Origin of the sequence: Pseudomonas sp. KB_12, from assembly GCF_052114545.1 — a bacterium.
Taxonomy (GTDB): Bacteria; Pseudomonadota; Gammaproteobacteria; order Pseudomonadales; family Pseudomonadaceae; genus Aquipseudomonas; species Aquipseudomonas brassicacearum.
This window is the reverse complement of the sequence record NZ_JBFREY010000008.1, coordinates 78250-93446: the sequence shown is the minus strand read 5'-3', so window position 1 is coordinate 93446 and position 15197 is coordinate 78250. Positions and strand designations below refer to the sequence as shown.

15 protein-coding genes are annotated in these 15197 nt (G+C 58.6%); 3 read left to right on the top strand and 12 right to left on the bottom strand.

The window, feature by feature from the left end; all coding sequences use genetic code 11:
* Positions 1-46: 46 nt before the first annotated feature.
* From AB4Z20_RS08710 to AB4Z20_RS08690, 5 genes are all read right to left on the bottom strand, one after another.
* A complete protein-coding gene (locus AB4Z20_RS08710; RefSeq protein WP_442089723.1) occupies positions 47-1447 on the bottom strand; it encodes a J domain-containing protein in 1401 nt (466 codons plus the stop codon).
* Positions 1448-1701: 254 nt separating this feature from the next.
* Positions 1702-2955 (bottom strand): reverse transcriptase domain-containing protein, encoded by a 1254-nt coding sequence (locus tag AB4Z20_RS08705; RefSeq protein WP_442089722.1) that lies wholly within the window; start codon positions 2953-2955, stop codon positions 1702-1704.
* Between the two features lie 967 nt (positions 2956-3922).
* Entirely contained in the window at positions 3923-4108 is a 186-nt protein-coding gene (locus AB4Z20_RS08700; protein WP_442089721.1) for a hypothetical protein, read from the bottom strand.
* 127 nt (positions 4109-4235) lie between these two features.
* The gene (locus tag AB4Z20_RS08695; protein WP_039012360.1) at positions 4236-4508 is read right to left on the bottom strand and encodes a hypothetical protein; all 273 of its coding nucleotides are present in this window, start codon (positions 4506-4508) and stop codon (positions 4236-4238) included.
* A gap of 278 nt (positions 4509-4786) precedes the next feature.
* Positions 4787-5653 carry a LysR family transcriptional regulator gene (locus tag AB4Z20_RS08690; RefSeq protein ID WP_442089720.1) on the bottom strand — a complete coding sequence of 289 codons (867 nt, stop codon included), beginning with the start codon at positions 5651-5653 and terminating at the stop codon, positions 4787-4789.
* A gap of 102 nt (positions 5654-5755) precedes the next feature.
* On the opposite strand from AB4Z20_RS08690, the gene AB4Z20_RS08685 reads away from it, so the two are divergent.
* Together AB4Z20_RS08685 and AB4Z20_RS08680 are read left to right on the top strand one after the other, a co-directional pair.
* Positions 5756-6673, top strand: a complete 918-nt coding sequence (locus AB4Z20_RS08685; RefSeq protein WP_442089719.1) for a DMT family transporter — start codon at positions 5756-5758, stop codon at positions 6671-6673.
* A 222-nt stretch (positions 6674-6895) separates the two neighbouring features.
* Positions 6896-7093 carry an antitoxin Xre/MbcA/ParS toxin-binding domain-containing protein gene (locus AB4Z20_RS08680; protein ID WP_442089717.1) on the top strand — a complete coding sequence of 66 codons (198 nt, stop codon included), beginning with the start codon at positions 6896-6898 and terminating at the stop codon, positions 7091-7093.
* 83 nt (positions 7094-7176) lie between these two features.
* On the opposite strand, the gene AB4Z20_RS08675 is transcribed toward AB4Z20_RS08680, so the two are convergent.
* The 6 genes from AB4Z20_RS08675 to AB4Z20_RS08650 form a co-directional block, all read right to left on the bottom strand.
* Positions 7177-7536 (bottom strand): hypothetical protein, encoded by a 360-nt coding sequence (locus AB4Z20_RS08675; RefSeq protein WP_442089716.1) that lies wholly within the window; start codon positions 7534-7536, stop codon positions 7177-7179.
* A 38-nt stretch (positions 7537-7574) separates the two neighbouring features.
* Complete coding sequence (locus AB4Z20_RS08670; RefSeq protein ID WP_253475962.1) at positions 7575-8117, bottom strand: hypothetical protein; 543 nt, start codon at positions 8115-8117, stop codon at positions 7575-7577.
* A gap of 77 nt (positions 8118-8194) precedes the next feature.
* Complete coding sequence (locus tag AB4Z20_RS08665) at positions 8195-8833, bottom strand: response regulator transcription factor (protein WP_442089715.1); 639 nt, start codon at positions 8831-8833, stop codon at positions 8195-8197.
* Positions 8820-9896 (bottom strand): sensor histidine kinase, encoded by a 1077-nt coding sequence (locus AB4Z20_RS08660; RefSeq protein WP_258688639.1) that lies wholly within the window; start codon positions 9894-9896, stop codon positions 8820-8822. Before AB4Z20_RS08660 ends, AB4Z20_RS08665 begins: the two co-directional genes overlap by 14 nt.
* A gap of 40 nt (positions 9897-9936) precedes the next feature.
* A complete protein-coding gene (locus AB4Z20_RS08655) occupies positions 9937-11241 on the bottom strand; it encodes an ABC transporter ATP-binding protein (protein WP_442089714.1) in 1305 nt (434 codons plus the stop codon).
* 11 nt (positions 11242-11252) lie between these two features.
* Positions 11253-13001 carry an ABC transporter permease gene (locus tag AB4Z20_RS08650; protein WP_442089713.1) on the bottom strand — a complete coding sequence of 583 codons (1749 nt, stop codon included), beginning with the start codon at positions 12999-13001 and terminating at the stop codon, positions 11253-11255.
* Here AB4Z20_RS08650 and AB4Z20_RS08645 point away from each other — a divergent pair.
* Positions 13000-13233, top strand: a complete 234-nt coding sequence (locus AB4Z20_RS08645; RefSeq protein ID WP_258688636.1) for a hypothetical protein — start codon at positions 13000-13002, stop codon at positions 13231-13233. The genes AB4Z20_RS08650 and AB4Z20_RS08645 overlap by 2 nt on opposite strands.
* Positions 13234-14123: 890 nt before the next feature.
* On the opposite strand, the gene AB4Z20_RS08640 is transcribed toward AB4Z20_RS08645, so the two are convergent.
* Positions 14124-15197 (bottom strand): protein-glutamate methylesterase/protein-glutamine glutaminase, encoded by a 1074-nt coding sequence (locus AB4Z20_RS08640; protein ID WP_214511958.1) that lies wholly within the window; start codon positions 15195-15197, stop codon positions 14124-14126.

Genomic DNA, 15197 nt, shown 5'->3' with positions numbered 1-15197 from the left:
GATTTAGGCATGAGCTATCTAAGGTTCGACACCTGTTCCACACTTTCTAGAACTCGTCCTCTGAAAGCCCGTAAGTCGTAGTGTTGCCATTAGCAACTTTGTAGAGGGTGAGTGTGACAAGGCTGTATCGGGTGTTCCTGCTAGTCGTCGTTTCAGTGAGCGTCATTGCTTCGGAGCGTGAAAGGCCACCAGACGTCAGATCACGATACCGAACGTCATAAGCACCTGCTGTGAGATTCTTGATGGTGAAGCGGCTTCGCGCGGGAATGAAAATCTGCCTTACCGGTCTGGCTACCGCACCTTGTAGGGCAACGAGTTTTAGAAACACGTCTGAGTTGTTCTGCCCATTGTCGATGGTTACTTCTGAATGGCCGGTTTTGTGCGTCTGTGGCTCGCCTACCAGGTAACTGGCAGTACGAGGCCATGGTCGGCCATTGGGCGCGGTTTTCGGCCGCACGTAGGCCGGCTTCTTCGCGGCAGTCTCGCGTTGATTGGTGACATTTACAGGACGTTGAGCTGTGTTGGTAGCTGAACCGTTTGCAGCGGTTGCCGGTGGAATGGCCTGAGCGGAATACGGCATCGGACCACGTGGAGGGGAATAATGCGTCCCGGCCGTATTAATTACCGTGATGGTGATCGCCGCAGCCACGGCAGCAATCGCGCCGAGATGGATGAAGAATCGGCCGTGAATGAGACCCCAACTACTTTTCAAGCGATTGTCTTTGTCGCCGCCCAGCTCATCTATGAAGGCTTCAAGGTTGCTGGTCAAGCTATCTCTTTCGTTGATCCCTGCCGCATTGCGGCCAAGCGTCGTAGGGATCTTCTTGCAGTACTTCATCGCGTTTTGGGCGATTGACTGCGCTAGGTCTGGACGACCGGTTGTGTAGAAATAATATGCTTGGTAACCCAGCATTCTGGCGTTTTCTAGTGGCGGATGTGATCCACCGAACATGTTGATGACCAATGCCTGGACCGTATACAGCGGCCCCCATGGAAATCCCCACCATCCGAGCAGCCAACTGGTTGCCGATGCCTTGATAGACTGCTTTTGTGCGCAGGGACTGCAATACACGCCGGCGATGGGCTTACGAATCGTGAGCAAGAGAAAGCTCTTTACGGAATGGAACACCACCACCCGTGGCTGGGCTGATACTTTTGCGCAGACGGAGCATACGATCGGGTCTGGTACTTTAGAGGTCTCGGGCTCTGCGGCGCTGCTATGAATAATCTGAGTGTCGTACTCCGCTTTGGAAACAGAGTCCGAGAGCACTGCGTACGCCTCATTCAAAAGCTGGAATTGCTGAGTCGTGTTTTTACCGGGGTTGCGGTCTGGGTGCAGCTCCATAGCGCGCCTGCGGTATGCCGTTTTGATTTGCTCAGCACTGACGATCGATGTTAAACCCAAGACTGCGTAGTAACCCTTAGGGTCGTCCTTGTCGTGGTGCATTGAACGGTCCTTGTCGCGCTGGTGGAGAGGATAGAGACACCACTTCCAAGCTGCCAGTTTGGAGGAGAGCATGGCTTGTTCAAACGACTGAAGCGGAGGCGCTTTATGAGCTCTCTCCAATAGTAGCTAATTGCTATATCTGCCGTCCAATGCAACCGATTGATGGAGGTTACCGGTTTAAAGGACGTGACCTAATACGGGCCAACTTTCGCAGAAGCTAACCCAGCCGACTGGCGGCTTTCGACCCAAAGCGGTCACTCCGTTTCTCTACGCTCCGAGTGGACCGCTGCAAGCAGCCTTACCCCCAACATCCTACGCTGGGCCGTGCCATTTGTTTTTTGAAAGAGATTCGCTCTCTCTATTTCATACTGCGCCAATGAACTTGTGATGTAGTCATCCAAGCTCTTTATCCACTGGCCATTGCTGCAAAAGGAAAAGGCTTTTCCCCAACCTAGGATTACTCGGTCGAGATTCTGTAGCGCGCCAGAGTAGGATCCCTTTGGGGATATATCTCCAGCTTCGACACTGAATTTCATCATGCGTATCGATGCGTCTAAATCGGATTTGATCCGTTTCTTGAATCGCTCCCTCGTAGCTGTAGATGGCTGGACCAACCCTGCCGAAACGAAGCAGCCTAAGAAATCGAATCCTTTAGCTGTATGGCCCCTTGACGCTTTGTCGCTTGTTGCTGACGGTCGGTATGCTTCAAGTGAGAGCTTTTTGAGCTCAGTCTGTGCTTTGATAAATGCACGATCCACACAGCCCATGTCCTTCCCGAGGATTAGGAAGTCATCGATGTACCGAAGGCAATTGACCTCACTATCGTTCATGGCCTTGTCAAAATCATGCAGGTACAAATTGGCTATGAGTGGGGATAGGGGAGATCCTTGAGCTACACCCTCCACCCCTATGGGGAAAATCTCATCTAGGCCCTGTCGTCGAAGCACGTCAATATTCGCAAGGTCTGTGGTGATCGCAGCTCGAAATAATGCAAGCGTGTCAGGGCATATGATGTGAGGGGCCACAAGTGTCATCACACGGGCCTTGTCAATTCTAGTGAAGAACTCGGCGATATCTGACCTGATATGGAAGGCGGCTCCTTTGGCAATGGCTGCTTTGGCGTCGGCTATCGCCATCGAGACCCGTTTATCTTTTATGCCTCCATAGCTCGTGGGGGTAGCCAGCGCTTCTTTCACGAACTTAATACGGGATAACGCGTCAAGTAGAGCCCGCTGGACGATCCGGTTGGATATAGGTGAAAGCACAATCGGGCGAGAATTTCCGTTGGCTTTGGTTTTTGCCACGCCGGTCTGCTTTTGGAAGGTAAAGGTCTTTTTGGATAGCGCGCGCTGGATGTCGGAAAGCGACTTGGGGAGTTGGCTCTCGAAATCCTTGGCTTCGTTTCGGATAGTTTCAGATGATGAAGAAAAGGCGCTTTCTTTGACCTTCCTCCAAGCCGAATACAACGAATCCCCGCTGTAAATCCTACGGTAAAGCGATGAGGCCACAAAAACTCCTTGTTTGTTGGGAGACACCAGTGAACTCTCACCCAACTGCTACAGGGGACCTTCAACCTTCGGGAGACCGCGAAGCCTTAACGGCGATCTTGGTCGCGACCCGGACAGCAACCTCCGAAGAGAGATGGCTGGCGTCTGTCAAACTTGGTTCAGTGCTGTGAGGCGGCTGCACCAGCAAGCAGGCGAGGCTTATCGCAGTCACGAAATTCCGTGATGCGGCGAGCGCCAAGCTGGCACGTTTTTGCATAAACGCATGATTACCCCCAAAGATTCCGTCAAAACACGATAAATCGTAGCTTTATTGGGCCTCGCGGTTAAGCTCGCGCTATGCGCCAGAGTGGCACGTTTTTGCACGACCGCGCATTGTCCTTCGAAGGCCCCGCCAAGGTGAAAATCGTACCTTTTTGGGTTTCGCGGTCAAGCGCACGCCGTGCGGCTGAACATCGGACACCGCGCTGAAAATAAAGCTGCTAACCGTCTGGTGACCCCAGCGTACAGACAGAGTTACGGTTATTGACGCAGCAGTCGAGCGGTGCCCTTTACCTTCGGGAGACCGCGAAGCCTTAACGGCGATCTTGGTCGCGACCCGGACAGCAACCTCCGAAGAGAGATGGCTGGCGTCTGTCAAACTTGGTTCAGTGCTGTGAGGCGGCTGCACCAGCAAGCAGGCGAGGCATCCCGATACTAATCAGCCATCCGGCCAAAAGCCATCTATTTGGCGGATCGTTTATTGAAAAGCGATAGGATGAGGCCATTCTCGTTCGGTCATAGGTGGTCAAATCTGATGCAAATGACAGGTAAGGCCGAATGTATGCCGTGGGATCTGTTCGTGCAGGTCTCATCAACCAAGGGAAAAAAGGGGCGGATTCATTTGCTTGAAAATAGTCCATCCCCTTACTGGTCCAGATTTCAGCACCTTATAGAGGCTTTCGCGATTAACCCCGGCATCTTTGGCGGCTTAAAGTTTTTCGACTTCGGCCAAAGCGTGAATAAGACTTTCCGTATCATCGGCTTTCATACGTTCAGCCAAATAAGCTGCTATAGCCTCCGGGGTATCGAGAAAGCGCGACGCCTCATAACGAGTCGTACTCGTAGTGTTGAGGTTTAGGACCGGCATATCCTCAGGGTTGAACTTATCGTTCATGTCATTTACCTCTCCGGGTATCAAGGATCGCTGCGTCTCTCTTTATACCTCGCTTTTGATCTGTTTTATCGCTTCCGCTGACCGAGCTGAATGCGGAAAAGGGCGCTTTTATACGCCCTAAGCTCCATCAGCTTTCGACCTGCGCCTGAAGCCGACGACCAATCACCTCCAGCAAATCACACCCATCGCGTAACGGAATAACCAGAAGCTGTGCAAAGTCTGAAAGCACCACCGTATCGCTGGTGATTTCAGAGCGAAACGCAATGTTTTCCAGTACCTGGGTCACCACACGTATTCGGTGATCAGCGGTTGCATGCAGAACGTCAAGCGGGGCTTGGGTATCAATAAGCAGGGAAGCGGGAGTGCAGTCGATGCCGGTGATGGGGATGTATCTTTCCATGGGATTGCTCCGATCAGGTTAATGGGCTGATCCGATCCTCAGGTCGCCAAACCTGATCGCCATTGAGCGATGGGCATCACTATAGGTTTTGTCGGATTGGGCGGGGAAGGTGATGGCTTCCTAAAGCTTCGTAGGAGTTGCGATCGTTTTTTGCCGGAGGGATCTGACATGGCCGGCTCGACTGATTCAAAACCATCAACAAACCGAGGTGTCAGCTTTAGGTCTGCTTCGCAGCCCAGCGGGAGCAAGCTCCCTCGCCACAGGGGAGAGGGGCGCAACTAGCCTTCGAACTCCGTTTGCAGCATCGCCAAAAACGCCTCCCTGGCAGGATGCCTCCCGGCGTTTTCATGCCAGTAAAAAAGGTTATCGATCCCCGTCAGCTCAGGAAACTCATACCCCGTCCAACCAGCCCCCTGGCGATATTGCTCATAGATCCCCCGGGGCACCAGCGAGACGCCGGCACCCGCGCTGACACAACCAACAATGGCACCATAACTGGCAATGCTGGTGATCGGTTGCACCTGACCATGACGCAGCAGCCACTGTTCCAGCGCCAAGCGGTACGGACAGCCCGTGGGCCACATGAAGATTGCCTTGCCTTGCAAATCGGCGGCGCTGCGCAGCGGGCCGTGGGACTCGGAGGCGATGAGCACCAGGTCTTCGCGGTACATCACGGCTCGCTTGAGTCCAGGCCGTTCGATGTCCACCGCTACGATCACGCCGTCGAGCCGGTGATGCTGGATATCGTCCAGCAACTGCGCCCAGGTTCCGGTGCTCAGTTCCAGCGACACTTGCGGATACTGCGCGTGGTATTTGGCGAGCAACTGCGGCAGGCGCCCGGTGGCGCTGGACTCGATGGCGCCTATGCGCAGTGGGCCGCTTGGTGCGCGGGAGGGGGCGACTGCGCGGCGGGCTTCTTCCGTCAGGCTCAGTATTTTTGTCGCGTACTCCAGAAACACTTCGCCCGCTGGGCTGACCCGCAGCCCGCGACCTTCGCGAAAAAACAGCGGCGTGCCGAGTTCCCGTTCCAGGGACTTGAGGCGTGCGGTGATGTTGGACGGCACACAGTGCAGCACTTCGGCGGCGCGGGCGATGCTGCCGGTTTCGCAGACTGTCTTGAGCATGCGCAGTTGGGACAGTTCCATAGCTCACCAAAAGTGAATGATTGGTTGAGTTTAAGTCACTTGTGCTGAGGTGGGGTGGTTTCGATACTTCGAGGCAAATCGGCCAGTGAGCAGGAACTTTAGATGGAGACGCGTTTTGCGCTGGTTGAAGGTTCCTCCGGCAAAACCGGTGCGAAAGTCATTCTGGCGACGCTGTTGGTGATCGTTTGCTGGGCCTATTCGCCGATTGGTATTCGTATTGGCTTGCAGGCTTATGAGCCGGGTCAATTGGCGTTGATGCGCTTTCTCATCGCTTCAGTGTTCATGGCCCTTGTGGCGATGGTGAGGGGTATTTCCTGGCCGCGTCTCACGGATTTGCCGTTGCTGGCGGTGTTGGGTTTCTTTGCCGTCAGCCTGCACCACATCGCCCTCAATTACGGTCAGCGGGGTGTCAGCGCCGGGGCGGCCAGTGTGCTGGCCCAGTCCACGCCGTTGTTCAGCACACTACTGGCGCATTTTGTCTTCAAGGACAGGGTCAGTGGTTGGCAGTGGGGGTGTGTGCTGTGCGGCTTGCTTGGCGCTGGCGTGGTGGTTGCGGGGGATTGTGGCTTGGGCGACATGGACGCTCATGGGCTATTGATCCTGTTGGCGGCGCTGTCCTGGAGTTTGTATTTCGCTTTGCAAAAGCGCCATGCCCATCGTTATGACGGTTTGACCCTTGTTTGCTACACCGTTTGGTCGGGCACGATTCTGTTGTTCATTTTTGCGCCGGGGATGTTGAGCGCGGCGCGACAGGCTTCGGCTTCGGTGAATCTGGCGGTGTTGGTTCTGGGTATTTTTCCTAGCGCGCTGGCGTACCTTGCTTGGGCTTACGTGCTGGCGCACAGCAACGTGAGCCGCGCTTCCATGGCGCTTTACCTGATACCGCCCACGGCGATGTTGATGGCTTCTTTGGTGCTGGCTGAGCGACCGTCAGTGATGGTTATTGTTGGGGCGGTGATTGTGTTGGTGAGTGTGCTGGCGTTGAGGCTTGAGCCGGGGAGTGGGGTAAAAGTTGGTTGATGCTGGTGCGGATGTAGGCCATGAGATTGGGGGTTGTCGCACACGGAATGTCACGGAGCACCGTCCTACGGATAGGCGACCGCTTTGGGATAAATCACAGAAGTCTCTGACAACTTTTTAGGGTTGGCCTTCGGAAGTACCGGCCTTACGATCTGGTCTGTCTCAGTGCTCAGCGTGGCATCCGGCACGCTCAGTTTTGTTTTATATCGTGAGGACAGATCGATGCCTGAAACCTCATACGCCAAGGCCTTGGAGCGCGCCGTCGATGTTTTCGGCAGCCAGCAGTTGGCTGAAGACTGGTTGAGAAAACCCTGCATGTACCTGGACGGTCAGGTGCCATTGGAACTGATCGATAACGCGCAGGGCTTCAAGTTAGTAGAGGAATACCTGACCCGGGTTGAGCTTGGGGTTTATCAATGAATCCTGTGTTCTACTGCGCGGTTTTTGGGGCTGCTGCGCAGCCCAGCGGGAGCAAGCTCCCTCGCCACAGGTTGCGTTTACACCTACAACTTTTTCCATCCACGTCCATCGGTCGTGCGGTAGGTTCCCCCAGTGGCGCAGCATCCACCGGCTCCAAATGCCATACGCCCCAGCTCAACCGTGACAGTCTCCTTTCCCTTGCTCAGCGACTGCCGATCGCAACTGGTGAAAAAAGGGTAGGGCTCCGTTTCCAGCACCACGGCCCACGTCATGTCTTTCGCTGACTGGCCCTCGATCTTGTAAACCGCACAATCGTGAACAACCAGGTGAGCCAACTGCCCTGCAAGCAGGCCCTTGAAAACGAGCTCAGGTGGCGCGTCGAGCAGTGCGGTTTTTAGCGGGTCTGGCTCTGAGCCGTACTCGCAAGCCGCTAGCGTGCCCATGGCGAGAACCAGGCACGTTTGCCAGACACGCTGCCGCACTACTTCTTGACCGGATAATCCTGCCCCCACACCCGTACCGTGCTGACCGCCTCGTTCATGCCTTCAAAAACAAACTTCTGGCGCACGGCGGTCTTCGGCGGAATGGTGACTTCGTCCGGGTTGCCCAGGCCGGTGAGGCGGTTGGAGTAACCTGCCTGGTCAATGGCCAGCAGTACGCCGGTCTGGCCGAGGTTGACCACGCGCAGTTGGGTGTCGGTGCTGTTCTTGAAGCCGAGGGTGATGCTGACGTTGTCGTCGCCGGGTTCGAGCTTCAGCACTTCAACGGCGATGCGGTCTTTCATTTGCTCGTTGGAGGAAATGATCGCGGCGCCATCGGTGCCTTGGGCCGACTCGCGGCCATCGAGCACGCCTTCACTGACACCGCCCAGCAGGTTCTTGCCGGCGGTAATGAAGGTTGAAACGGCTGCCTTGGTCGAGTCCTTGATGAGGCTGCCGTCGGTTGGCTCGCCTTCGGCAAAGCACAGGGCGCTGAGCAGGAGGCTGGAGACGAAGAGGGTGGAGCGTGACGGCAGAAAAGTCATACCTGGATCCTTGAGGGTGGCCTGCGACATCGCCTGTCAGAAGGGCGAGCGGCAATGATAGCCGTGATCGAGGACCGTTAGCGATTTACCTCTTTGAGTTTTTCCGACATCTTCACCAGCGTTGCCAACGAGTCCGCATTCATCTTGCGCATCAACGACCCGCGGCGCACTTTCACGGTCACTTCGCTCAAACCCAGTTGGCCGGCCACCTGCTTGTTCAGCAGCCCTGACACGACCAAGTCCATCACCTCGCGTTCGCCGTCAGTCAGGGTGTCATGCCGGCGTTTCAACGCGTCCATACTCGCTGCGGTCTTGCGCCGTTCCTGGTCGCGGTTCAGGCCCTGGGTGATGGCATCGAGCAGGTCCTGTTCGCGAAATGGCTTGGTCAGGAACTCCAGTGCGCCGGCCTTCATGGCTTTGACAGACATGGGAATGTCGCCATGGGCGGTGATGAACACCACCGGGACCAGGATGTTCAAGCGGGCCATTTCCTGCTGGAAGTCCAGTCCATTCAAGCCCGGCATGCGCACATCCAGAATCAGGCACGCCGGGACGTCCGGCCGCTCGGCGTCGATGAACTCACGGGCCGAGGCGAATGCCATGCTTGCCAGGCCCACGGAGGCCAGCAGGTCTTGCAGTGAGGCACGCACCGAGTGGTCGTCGTCGACGATGTAGATCATCGAATCAGCCAGGTCATGAACGTCAGTTTGGCTCATCGGATTCCCTTGTAACGGCTGGCAGGGTGAAGTGAAACGTCGAGCCGGACGGTGGATTGCTGGCGGCCCAGATCCGCCCGTCATGGGCCTCGATGATCGAGCGACTGATAGCCAAGCCCATTCCCATGCCGTCCTGCTTGGTGCTGTAGAACGCATCGAATACCCGTTCCCGGTCGCTTGCCGACAAGCCGTTGCCCTGGTCGGACACCGAAAAGAGCAGTTGCTGGGGCGACTCAAGCGTCACCTGAAACTGCAGAATCCGCTGATCGACGTCAACCTGGCGCATGGCGTCGAGCGCGTTCATCGCCAGGTTCAGGAGCACTTGTTGGATTTGCACTTCATCCGCCAGCATCGGCGGCAGCCCGTCCTGGACCTGTACGCGCAAGGTGATGTTCTGCTCGTTCAGCTCTCCGGCCAACAATCGCAGCGCGGCATGGACCGTGTCGGCGACGTTCAGCCACTGCTTCGTCGGCGCTTGATGCCGGGCCATGCCGCGCAGCCGGGCAATGATGTCGCTGGCTCGATGGGTGTCGGCGATGATCCGCTCCACCGCCTGCCGGGCCTTGGGCAGGTTGGGCGGCTCGGTGGCCATCCAGCGCAGGCTGGCACTGCCGCTGGCGGCAACGGCGGCCAGCGGTTGGTTGACTTCGTGGGCAATCGAGGCGGCGAGTTCGCCGAGCATGTTGATGCGGGCGATGTGCGCCAGGTGGGCGCGGGTCTGATGCACCGTGCGCACGGCGGCCGAGAGACGCAGCGCCAGGTACGTGGTGCCGGCGATGGCCGCGAGGCTGATCAGCACGTTGATCAGCCCGGCCTCTGTGTCGCCGAAACGTGTGAAGCGATAGCTGAGGATCGTCAGGACCATGCAGAGGACCGAGACCCCGGCCACGGCGCGTGCCGGCAGGATTCTCACGGCGATCAGCACCACCACGATCTGGAAGACCCCGACCGCGATTTCCAGGTCGGTGACGGTGTCGATTGCCGCGATGCCCAGGGCCAATCCCAGCAGAAGCAGTAGACGCAGGGTCAACGCCGTTCTTCTCATTGAATGTCCATCGCGCATTGCTCCAACGACCGATCCACGCAGTTTATACCGCGGCACCTCAGGATGGATTGTCCAGGCTGAACTGATCGGCCACTTCGTCGTAGGCGAACAACTCGGCGTAGCGGCCCCATTGCGTGACACAGTCCAGGGTAATGGCGGCGTCGTGCTCGGACATGAAATCTTCCAGTTGGTCACGGAAACGCCTGGCCGGTGCGGTGCGGGTAGGGCGGTCGTCCAGCACCCGGCGCACATGCCCCACCAACGGCACGTATTTAAGCAGGTGCTGGGCAAACAGTTGCTTGCGCTCATCCACCGCTGAATCGGCGTAGCGCTGCCCGGCCGGCAGGAGGGTGATGTGGCCGTCCTGCAGGTCGGCCAGGCGCATGAGTTGCAGCACCTCGGCGACCGGCAACAGGTCACTGGCGGTATAGCGCAATGCACTGGCGAGCTCGCGCAAGTCCGCTTGGCCGGCAAACGGTTGGTCCTGCACCGCTTCGATCAGCCCGGCCAGGGCATTGCTTGAGATCGATGGCAGGACCATGCCCACGCCGCTGCCGGCAAAGGTTTCCTGGCGTGCGGAGCCGGCATTCGCGCCGCCGGCCATCTGCACGTAAATGTGCTCGACCAGGGCTTGGAATGCCGGGTCGGCGCGATTGCGCGGCTGGCTGAGGTCCACGCTGATCTCGCTCATGACCCGCCCCGGGTTGGAGGAGAAAATCAGAATCCGGTCGCACATCAGCACGGCTTCTTCGATGTTGTGGGTGACCATCAGGATCGACCTGATCGGCATGCGCCCCTCGCGCCACAAGTCCAGCAGGTCGGTGCGCAGCGTTTCGGCGGTCAGCACGTCCAGCGCGGAAAACGGCTCGTCCATCAACAACACATCCGGGTTGACCACCAACGCACGGGCCAGGCCGACGCGCTGGCGCATGCCGCCCGACAGCTCTTTGGGGAAGGCGCTTTCGAAGCCATCGAGGCCGATCATGTCGATGGCGGCCAGCGCCCGCCGACGTCGCTCGGGCGCCGCCACGCCCAAGGCTTCGAGGCCGACCTCGACGTTTTGCAGCACCGTCAGCCAGGGGAACAGGGCGAAGCTCTGGAACACCATGCGCACCGAGCTCGCCAGCCCTTGGGCATTGGCCGGAAAATCCACCACGCCGCTGGTGGGCGAAATCAGGCCGGCGATGGAGCGCAGCAAGGTCGATTTGCCGGAGCCCGAGCGCCCGAGCAGGCCGACGATTTCGCCCTCGTCCAGGCGCATGCAGACATTGTCCAGAACCCGGCGCTCGGCGCCGCCAGCCGTGCCGTAGACGTGGCCGACTTGCTGCACATCCACGAGGCAGCGTTTGTCCATCACTTGCATTGGATCACCCCTCAATCAATTCGAAGCCGACGCTCGGCGAAACCGTACAGCGGGCGCCACAGCAGCCGGTTGAAACCCACCACGAAAATCGACATGACCACGACGCCCAGCGCCACCCGTTGCAGATCCCCGGCCGTGGTCGCCTGGGCAATGAAGGCGCCCAAGCCGGACGCGTACAAATGGTGGTCGCCCCAGGACACCGCCTCGGCGACGATGCTGGCGTTCCATGAGCCACCCGCTGCCGTGAGGGCGCCGGTGACGTAGTAAGGGAAAACGCCCGGCAGCGCGACTTGGCGCCACCACTGCCAGCCGCGTATGTGGAAGCTGCGTGCCGCCTCGCGCAAATCAGTCGGCAGGGCGCTGGCACCGGCAATCACGTTGAACAGGATGTACCACTGGGTGCCCAGGATCATCAGCGGCGAGAGCCAGACATCGGGGTTGAGTTTCAGGGCGACGATGGCGATCACCGCGAACGGAAACAGCACGTTGGCCGGGAAGGCTGCCAGTAACTGCGCGATGGGTTGCAGGCGCTCGGCCCAGCGCGGGTTCAAGCCGATCCAGACGCCGATGGGCACCCACACCACGCTGGCCAGCACGATCAGCACGCTGACTCGCACCAGGGTGATCAGGCCCAGGCCAAACGTACCGGCCACGTCCTCCCAACCCAACGTGCTGCCGATGAACCGCGACAACTGCAGGATGCCGGCGATGCAGGCAGCGGCGACCAGGGCGAGCCAGACCCGGTCGGCTGCGCGGCTGACGCGGGCACTGGCCGTGAAGCGGATGGACGGCAGCCGGGGGAGCTTCTCCAGGAATAACGAGGCCTTGATGCTGCCCAGCGCCAGCAGCAACAAGGGCACCAGGCGCGTCGAGCGCAGCAGGTCGTAGACCCTCGACCGTGGGCGCTTCTGGGAGGCGGTCTGCTCGAAGCGGAATTTGTCCGCCCAGGCGACGATTGGCCGGAAAAACAGCAGGTCATAGGCAATGATCACCGCGACCATGGCCAGCACCGCCCAAGCAATCGCGGCAATGTTTTGCTGCTCGATCGCCAGCGCCAGCCATGAGCCGATCCCCGGCAGGCTGACGGTGGTGTCGCCGACGGTGATGGCCTCGGACGCGACCACGAAAAACCAGCCGCCCGACATCGACATCATCATGTTCCACACCAGGCCCGGCGTGGCGAAGGGCAGTTCCAGCCTGATGAAGCGTTGCCATGGCGAAAACGCGAACTGTCGGCTGACGTCGTAGAGATCGTTGGGCACGGTTCTCAGCGATTGATAGAAGCTGAAAGTCATGTTCCAGACTTGACTGGTGAAGATGGCGAAGATGGCCGCGCACTCCACACCGGTTTCCTTGCCCGGGAAAAGTCCCATGAAGAACACCACGGTAAACGTAAGAAAGCCAAGGACTGGCACGGATTGGAGAATATCCAAGGCGGGCAGGATAACGATTGCAGCCTTGCGGCTTTTGGCGGCCAACGTGGCGACGACCAAGGAAAAAACAAACGAAGCGAACAAGGCGATGAACATGCGCAACGTCGTGCGCAAGGTATATTCCGGCAGGTGCACCAGATCAAGGGACAGCGGTGAAGCATCAAGCACGCCGAGGGGCTGGTTCATTTGATCCAGGCCATGGAAGACAAATGCAGTCAAGAGCACCAGAAGGCCCAGCAGCGCTATATCGGCCCGCCAGGAATTAGCAGGAAGTTGTTCCCGGTTTTTGAAGGGCGTCAATACAGGTGCAAGGAAAGAAGGGCGCATGGATCACCTCTATTACTCTTTGAAAACCAGGGCTGCGACCACACTTGCGATCATTGGCTGTCATGAAGTTGAAGCGCACTTGAACGGGGGCGTTAAATGCCCGGCAAGATTAAGTGCTGCCTGGGCTGAAGACCACGCTGACTTGGGACATGAAAATATACTTTGGTATATCCGTTTCCCTTCGATGAAAGAACTTCGCCGTATTTGTCGCCTATTGAAAGTTGCGCGATGAAGGCGGGAGGGCGTTCGTCTGATCCGTATTTTCCTGCGTCAGGTGCCTCTGTCATGAACCCGGGCCCCACCCCAGAATAATCACGCGGTTTGCCTATCGGACGGCCCGTGTACTGCAATTTTTTGGTCCAGGAGTGCTCATGGCGAAGATGGCGATTTTTTTGGGTGGGTTTTTGGCGCTGACCCTTTTGATCGGCGTGCTGGCGACGATTTCACCCGTATAGGCACAAGCTGCTGAAGCCTCTGTGGCGAGGAATTCATCCCTGCCACAACTCCACTGTGGGAGCGAGCTTGCTCGCGATGGCGGCGGCCCATTCAACATGGATGCAAGCTGACCCACCGCTATCGCGAGCAAGCTCGCTCCCACATAGAGCCCGGGGTGTTGTTTTGATTGCTTTGTGGTGAGGGGCACTGATGCAAGCTCAACAGCACTCAATGGCTTTTGTGGCGAGGGAGCTTGCTCCCGCTGGGGCGCGCAGCGGCCCTAAACGCTCACGCCTCGGTCGATCAGTGTTTACCTATCGGACGGCCCGTGTACTGCAATTTTTTGGTCCAGGAGTGCTCATGGCGAAGATGGCGATTTTCTTGGGTGGTTTTTTGGCACTGACCCTTTTGATTGGCGTGCTGGCGACGATTTCACCCGTATAGGCACATGCTGCTGAAGCCTCTGTGGCGACAAGCCCACTGTGGGAGCGGTGTTGTTTTGATTGCTTTGTGGTGAGGGGGCACTGATGCAAGCTCAACAGCACTCAATGGCTTTTGTGGCGAGGGAGCTTGCTCCCGCTGGGGCGCGAAGCGGCCCTAACGGCCGCACCTCGGTCTAGCATTTGGGGCTGCTGCGCAGCCCAGCGGGAGCAAGCTCCCTCGCCACGGGGTTGTGATCTGGCCTTGTTACTTGTGCAAAATCACCTGCGCAATCTCCTGCAACCCCATCACCCGTTGCGCAGCATTGAGCTTGATCGCTTCCTTGGGCATGCCGAAGACCACGCAGCTGGCTTCGTCCTGGGCCACGGTGGTGCTGCCGGCGTCGAGCATTTCCTTCAGGCCGCGGGCGCCGTCGTCGCCCATGCCGGTCATGATGATGCCGGTGGCGTTGCGGCCGGCGAATTTGGCCACGGAGCGGAACAGCACATCCACCGACGGGCGATGGCGGTTGACCAGTGGGCCGTCCACCACCTGCACGTGATAGAACGCGCCGCTGCGGGTCACCATCATGTGCTTGCCGCCCGGTGCGATGAGCGCCAGGCCCGGGTGGATGCGGTCGTTGTTGCGGGCCTCGCGCACTTCGATCTGGCACAGGCTGTTGAGCCGGGCGGCGAACGAGGCGGTGAATTTTTCCGGCATGTGCTGGACGATGACGATGCCCGGGCACACTCGCGGTAAAGCGGTGAGCACCGCTTCCAGGGCCTGGGTGCCGCCGGTGGAGGTGCCCAGGGCGACGATGCGTTCGGTGGTCTGCGCCATGGCGTGGCCGTTGGCGGCGGGCAGCATGGCGTCGGCGGTGAGTTTGGTCGCGGGCGTCAGCGCGGTCGGGGCAGGGCGCTTGCCCAGGTTGCGCACGTTGACCTGGGCGGCGGCACGGATCGCCGACACCAGTTCCGGCGCCGACTCCAACAGAAAATTCTTCAGGCCGGTGGTGGGCTTGGTGATGATTTCCACCGCGCCGGCGGCCATCGCCTGCAAGGTGGTTTCCGCGCCCCGGGGCGTCAGGGATGAGCAGATCACCACCGGTGTGGGGCGCTCGCTCATGATTTTTTTCAGGAACGTGATACCGTCCATGCGCGGCATTTCCACGTCCAGCACGATCACGTCGGGCCATTCCTTGGCCAGTTTGTCCATGGCGAAAATCGGGTCGGACGCCGCGCCCATGACGTGGATGTCCGGTGTGTCGCTGAGGATCGCCAGCAACACCTGGCGAACCACGGCAGAGTCATCCACCAGCAGTACATTGATCTTTTTTGACAT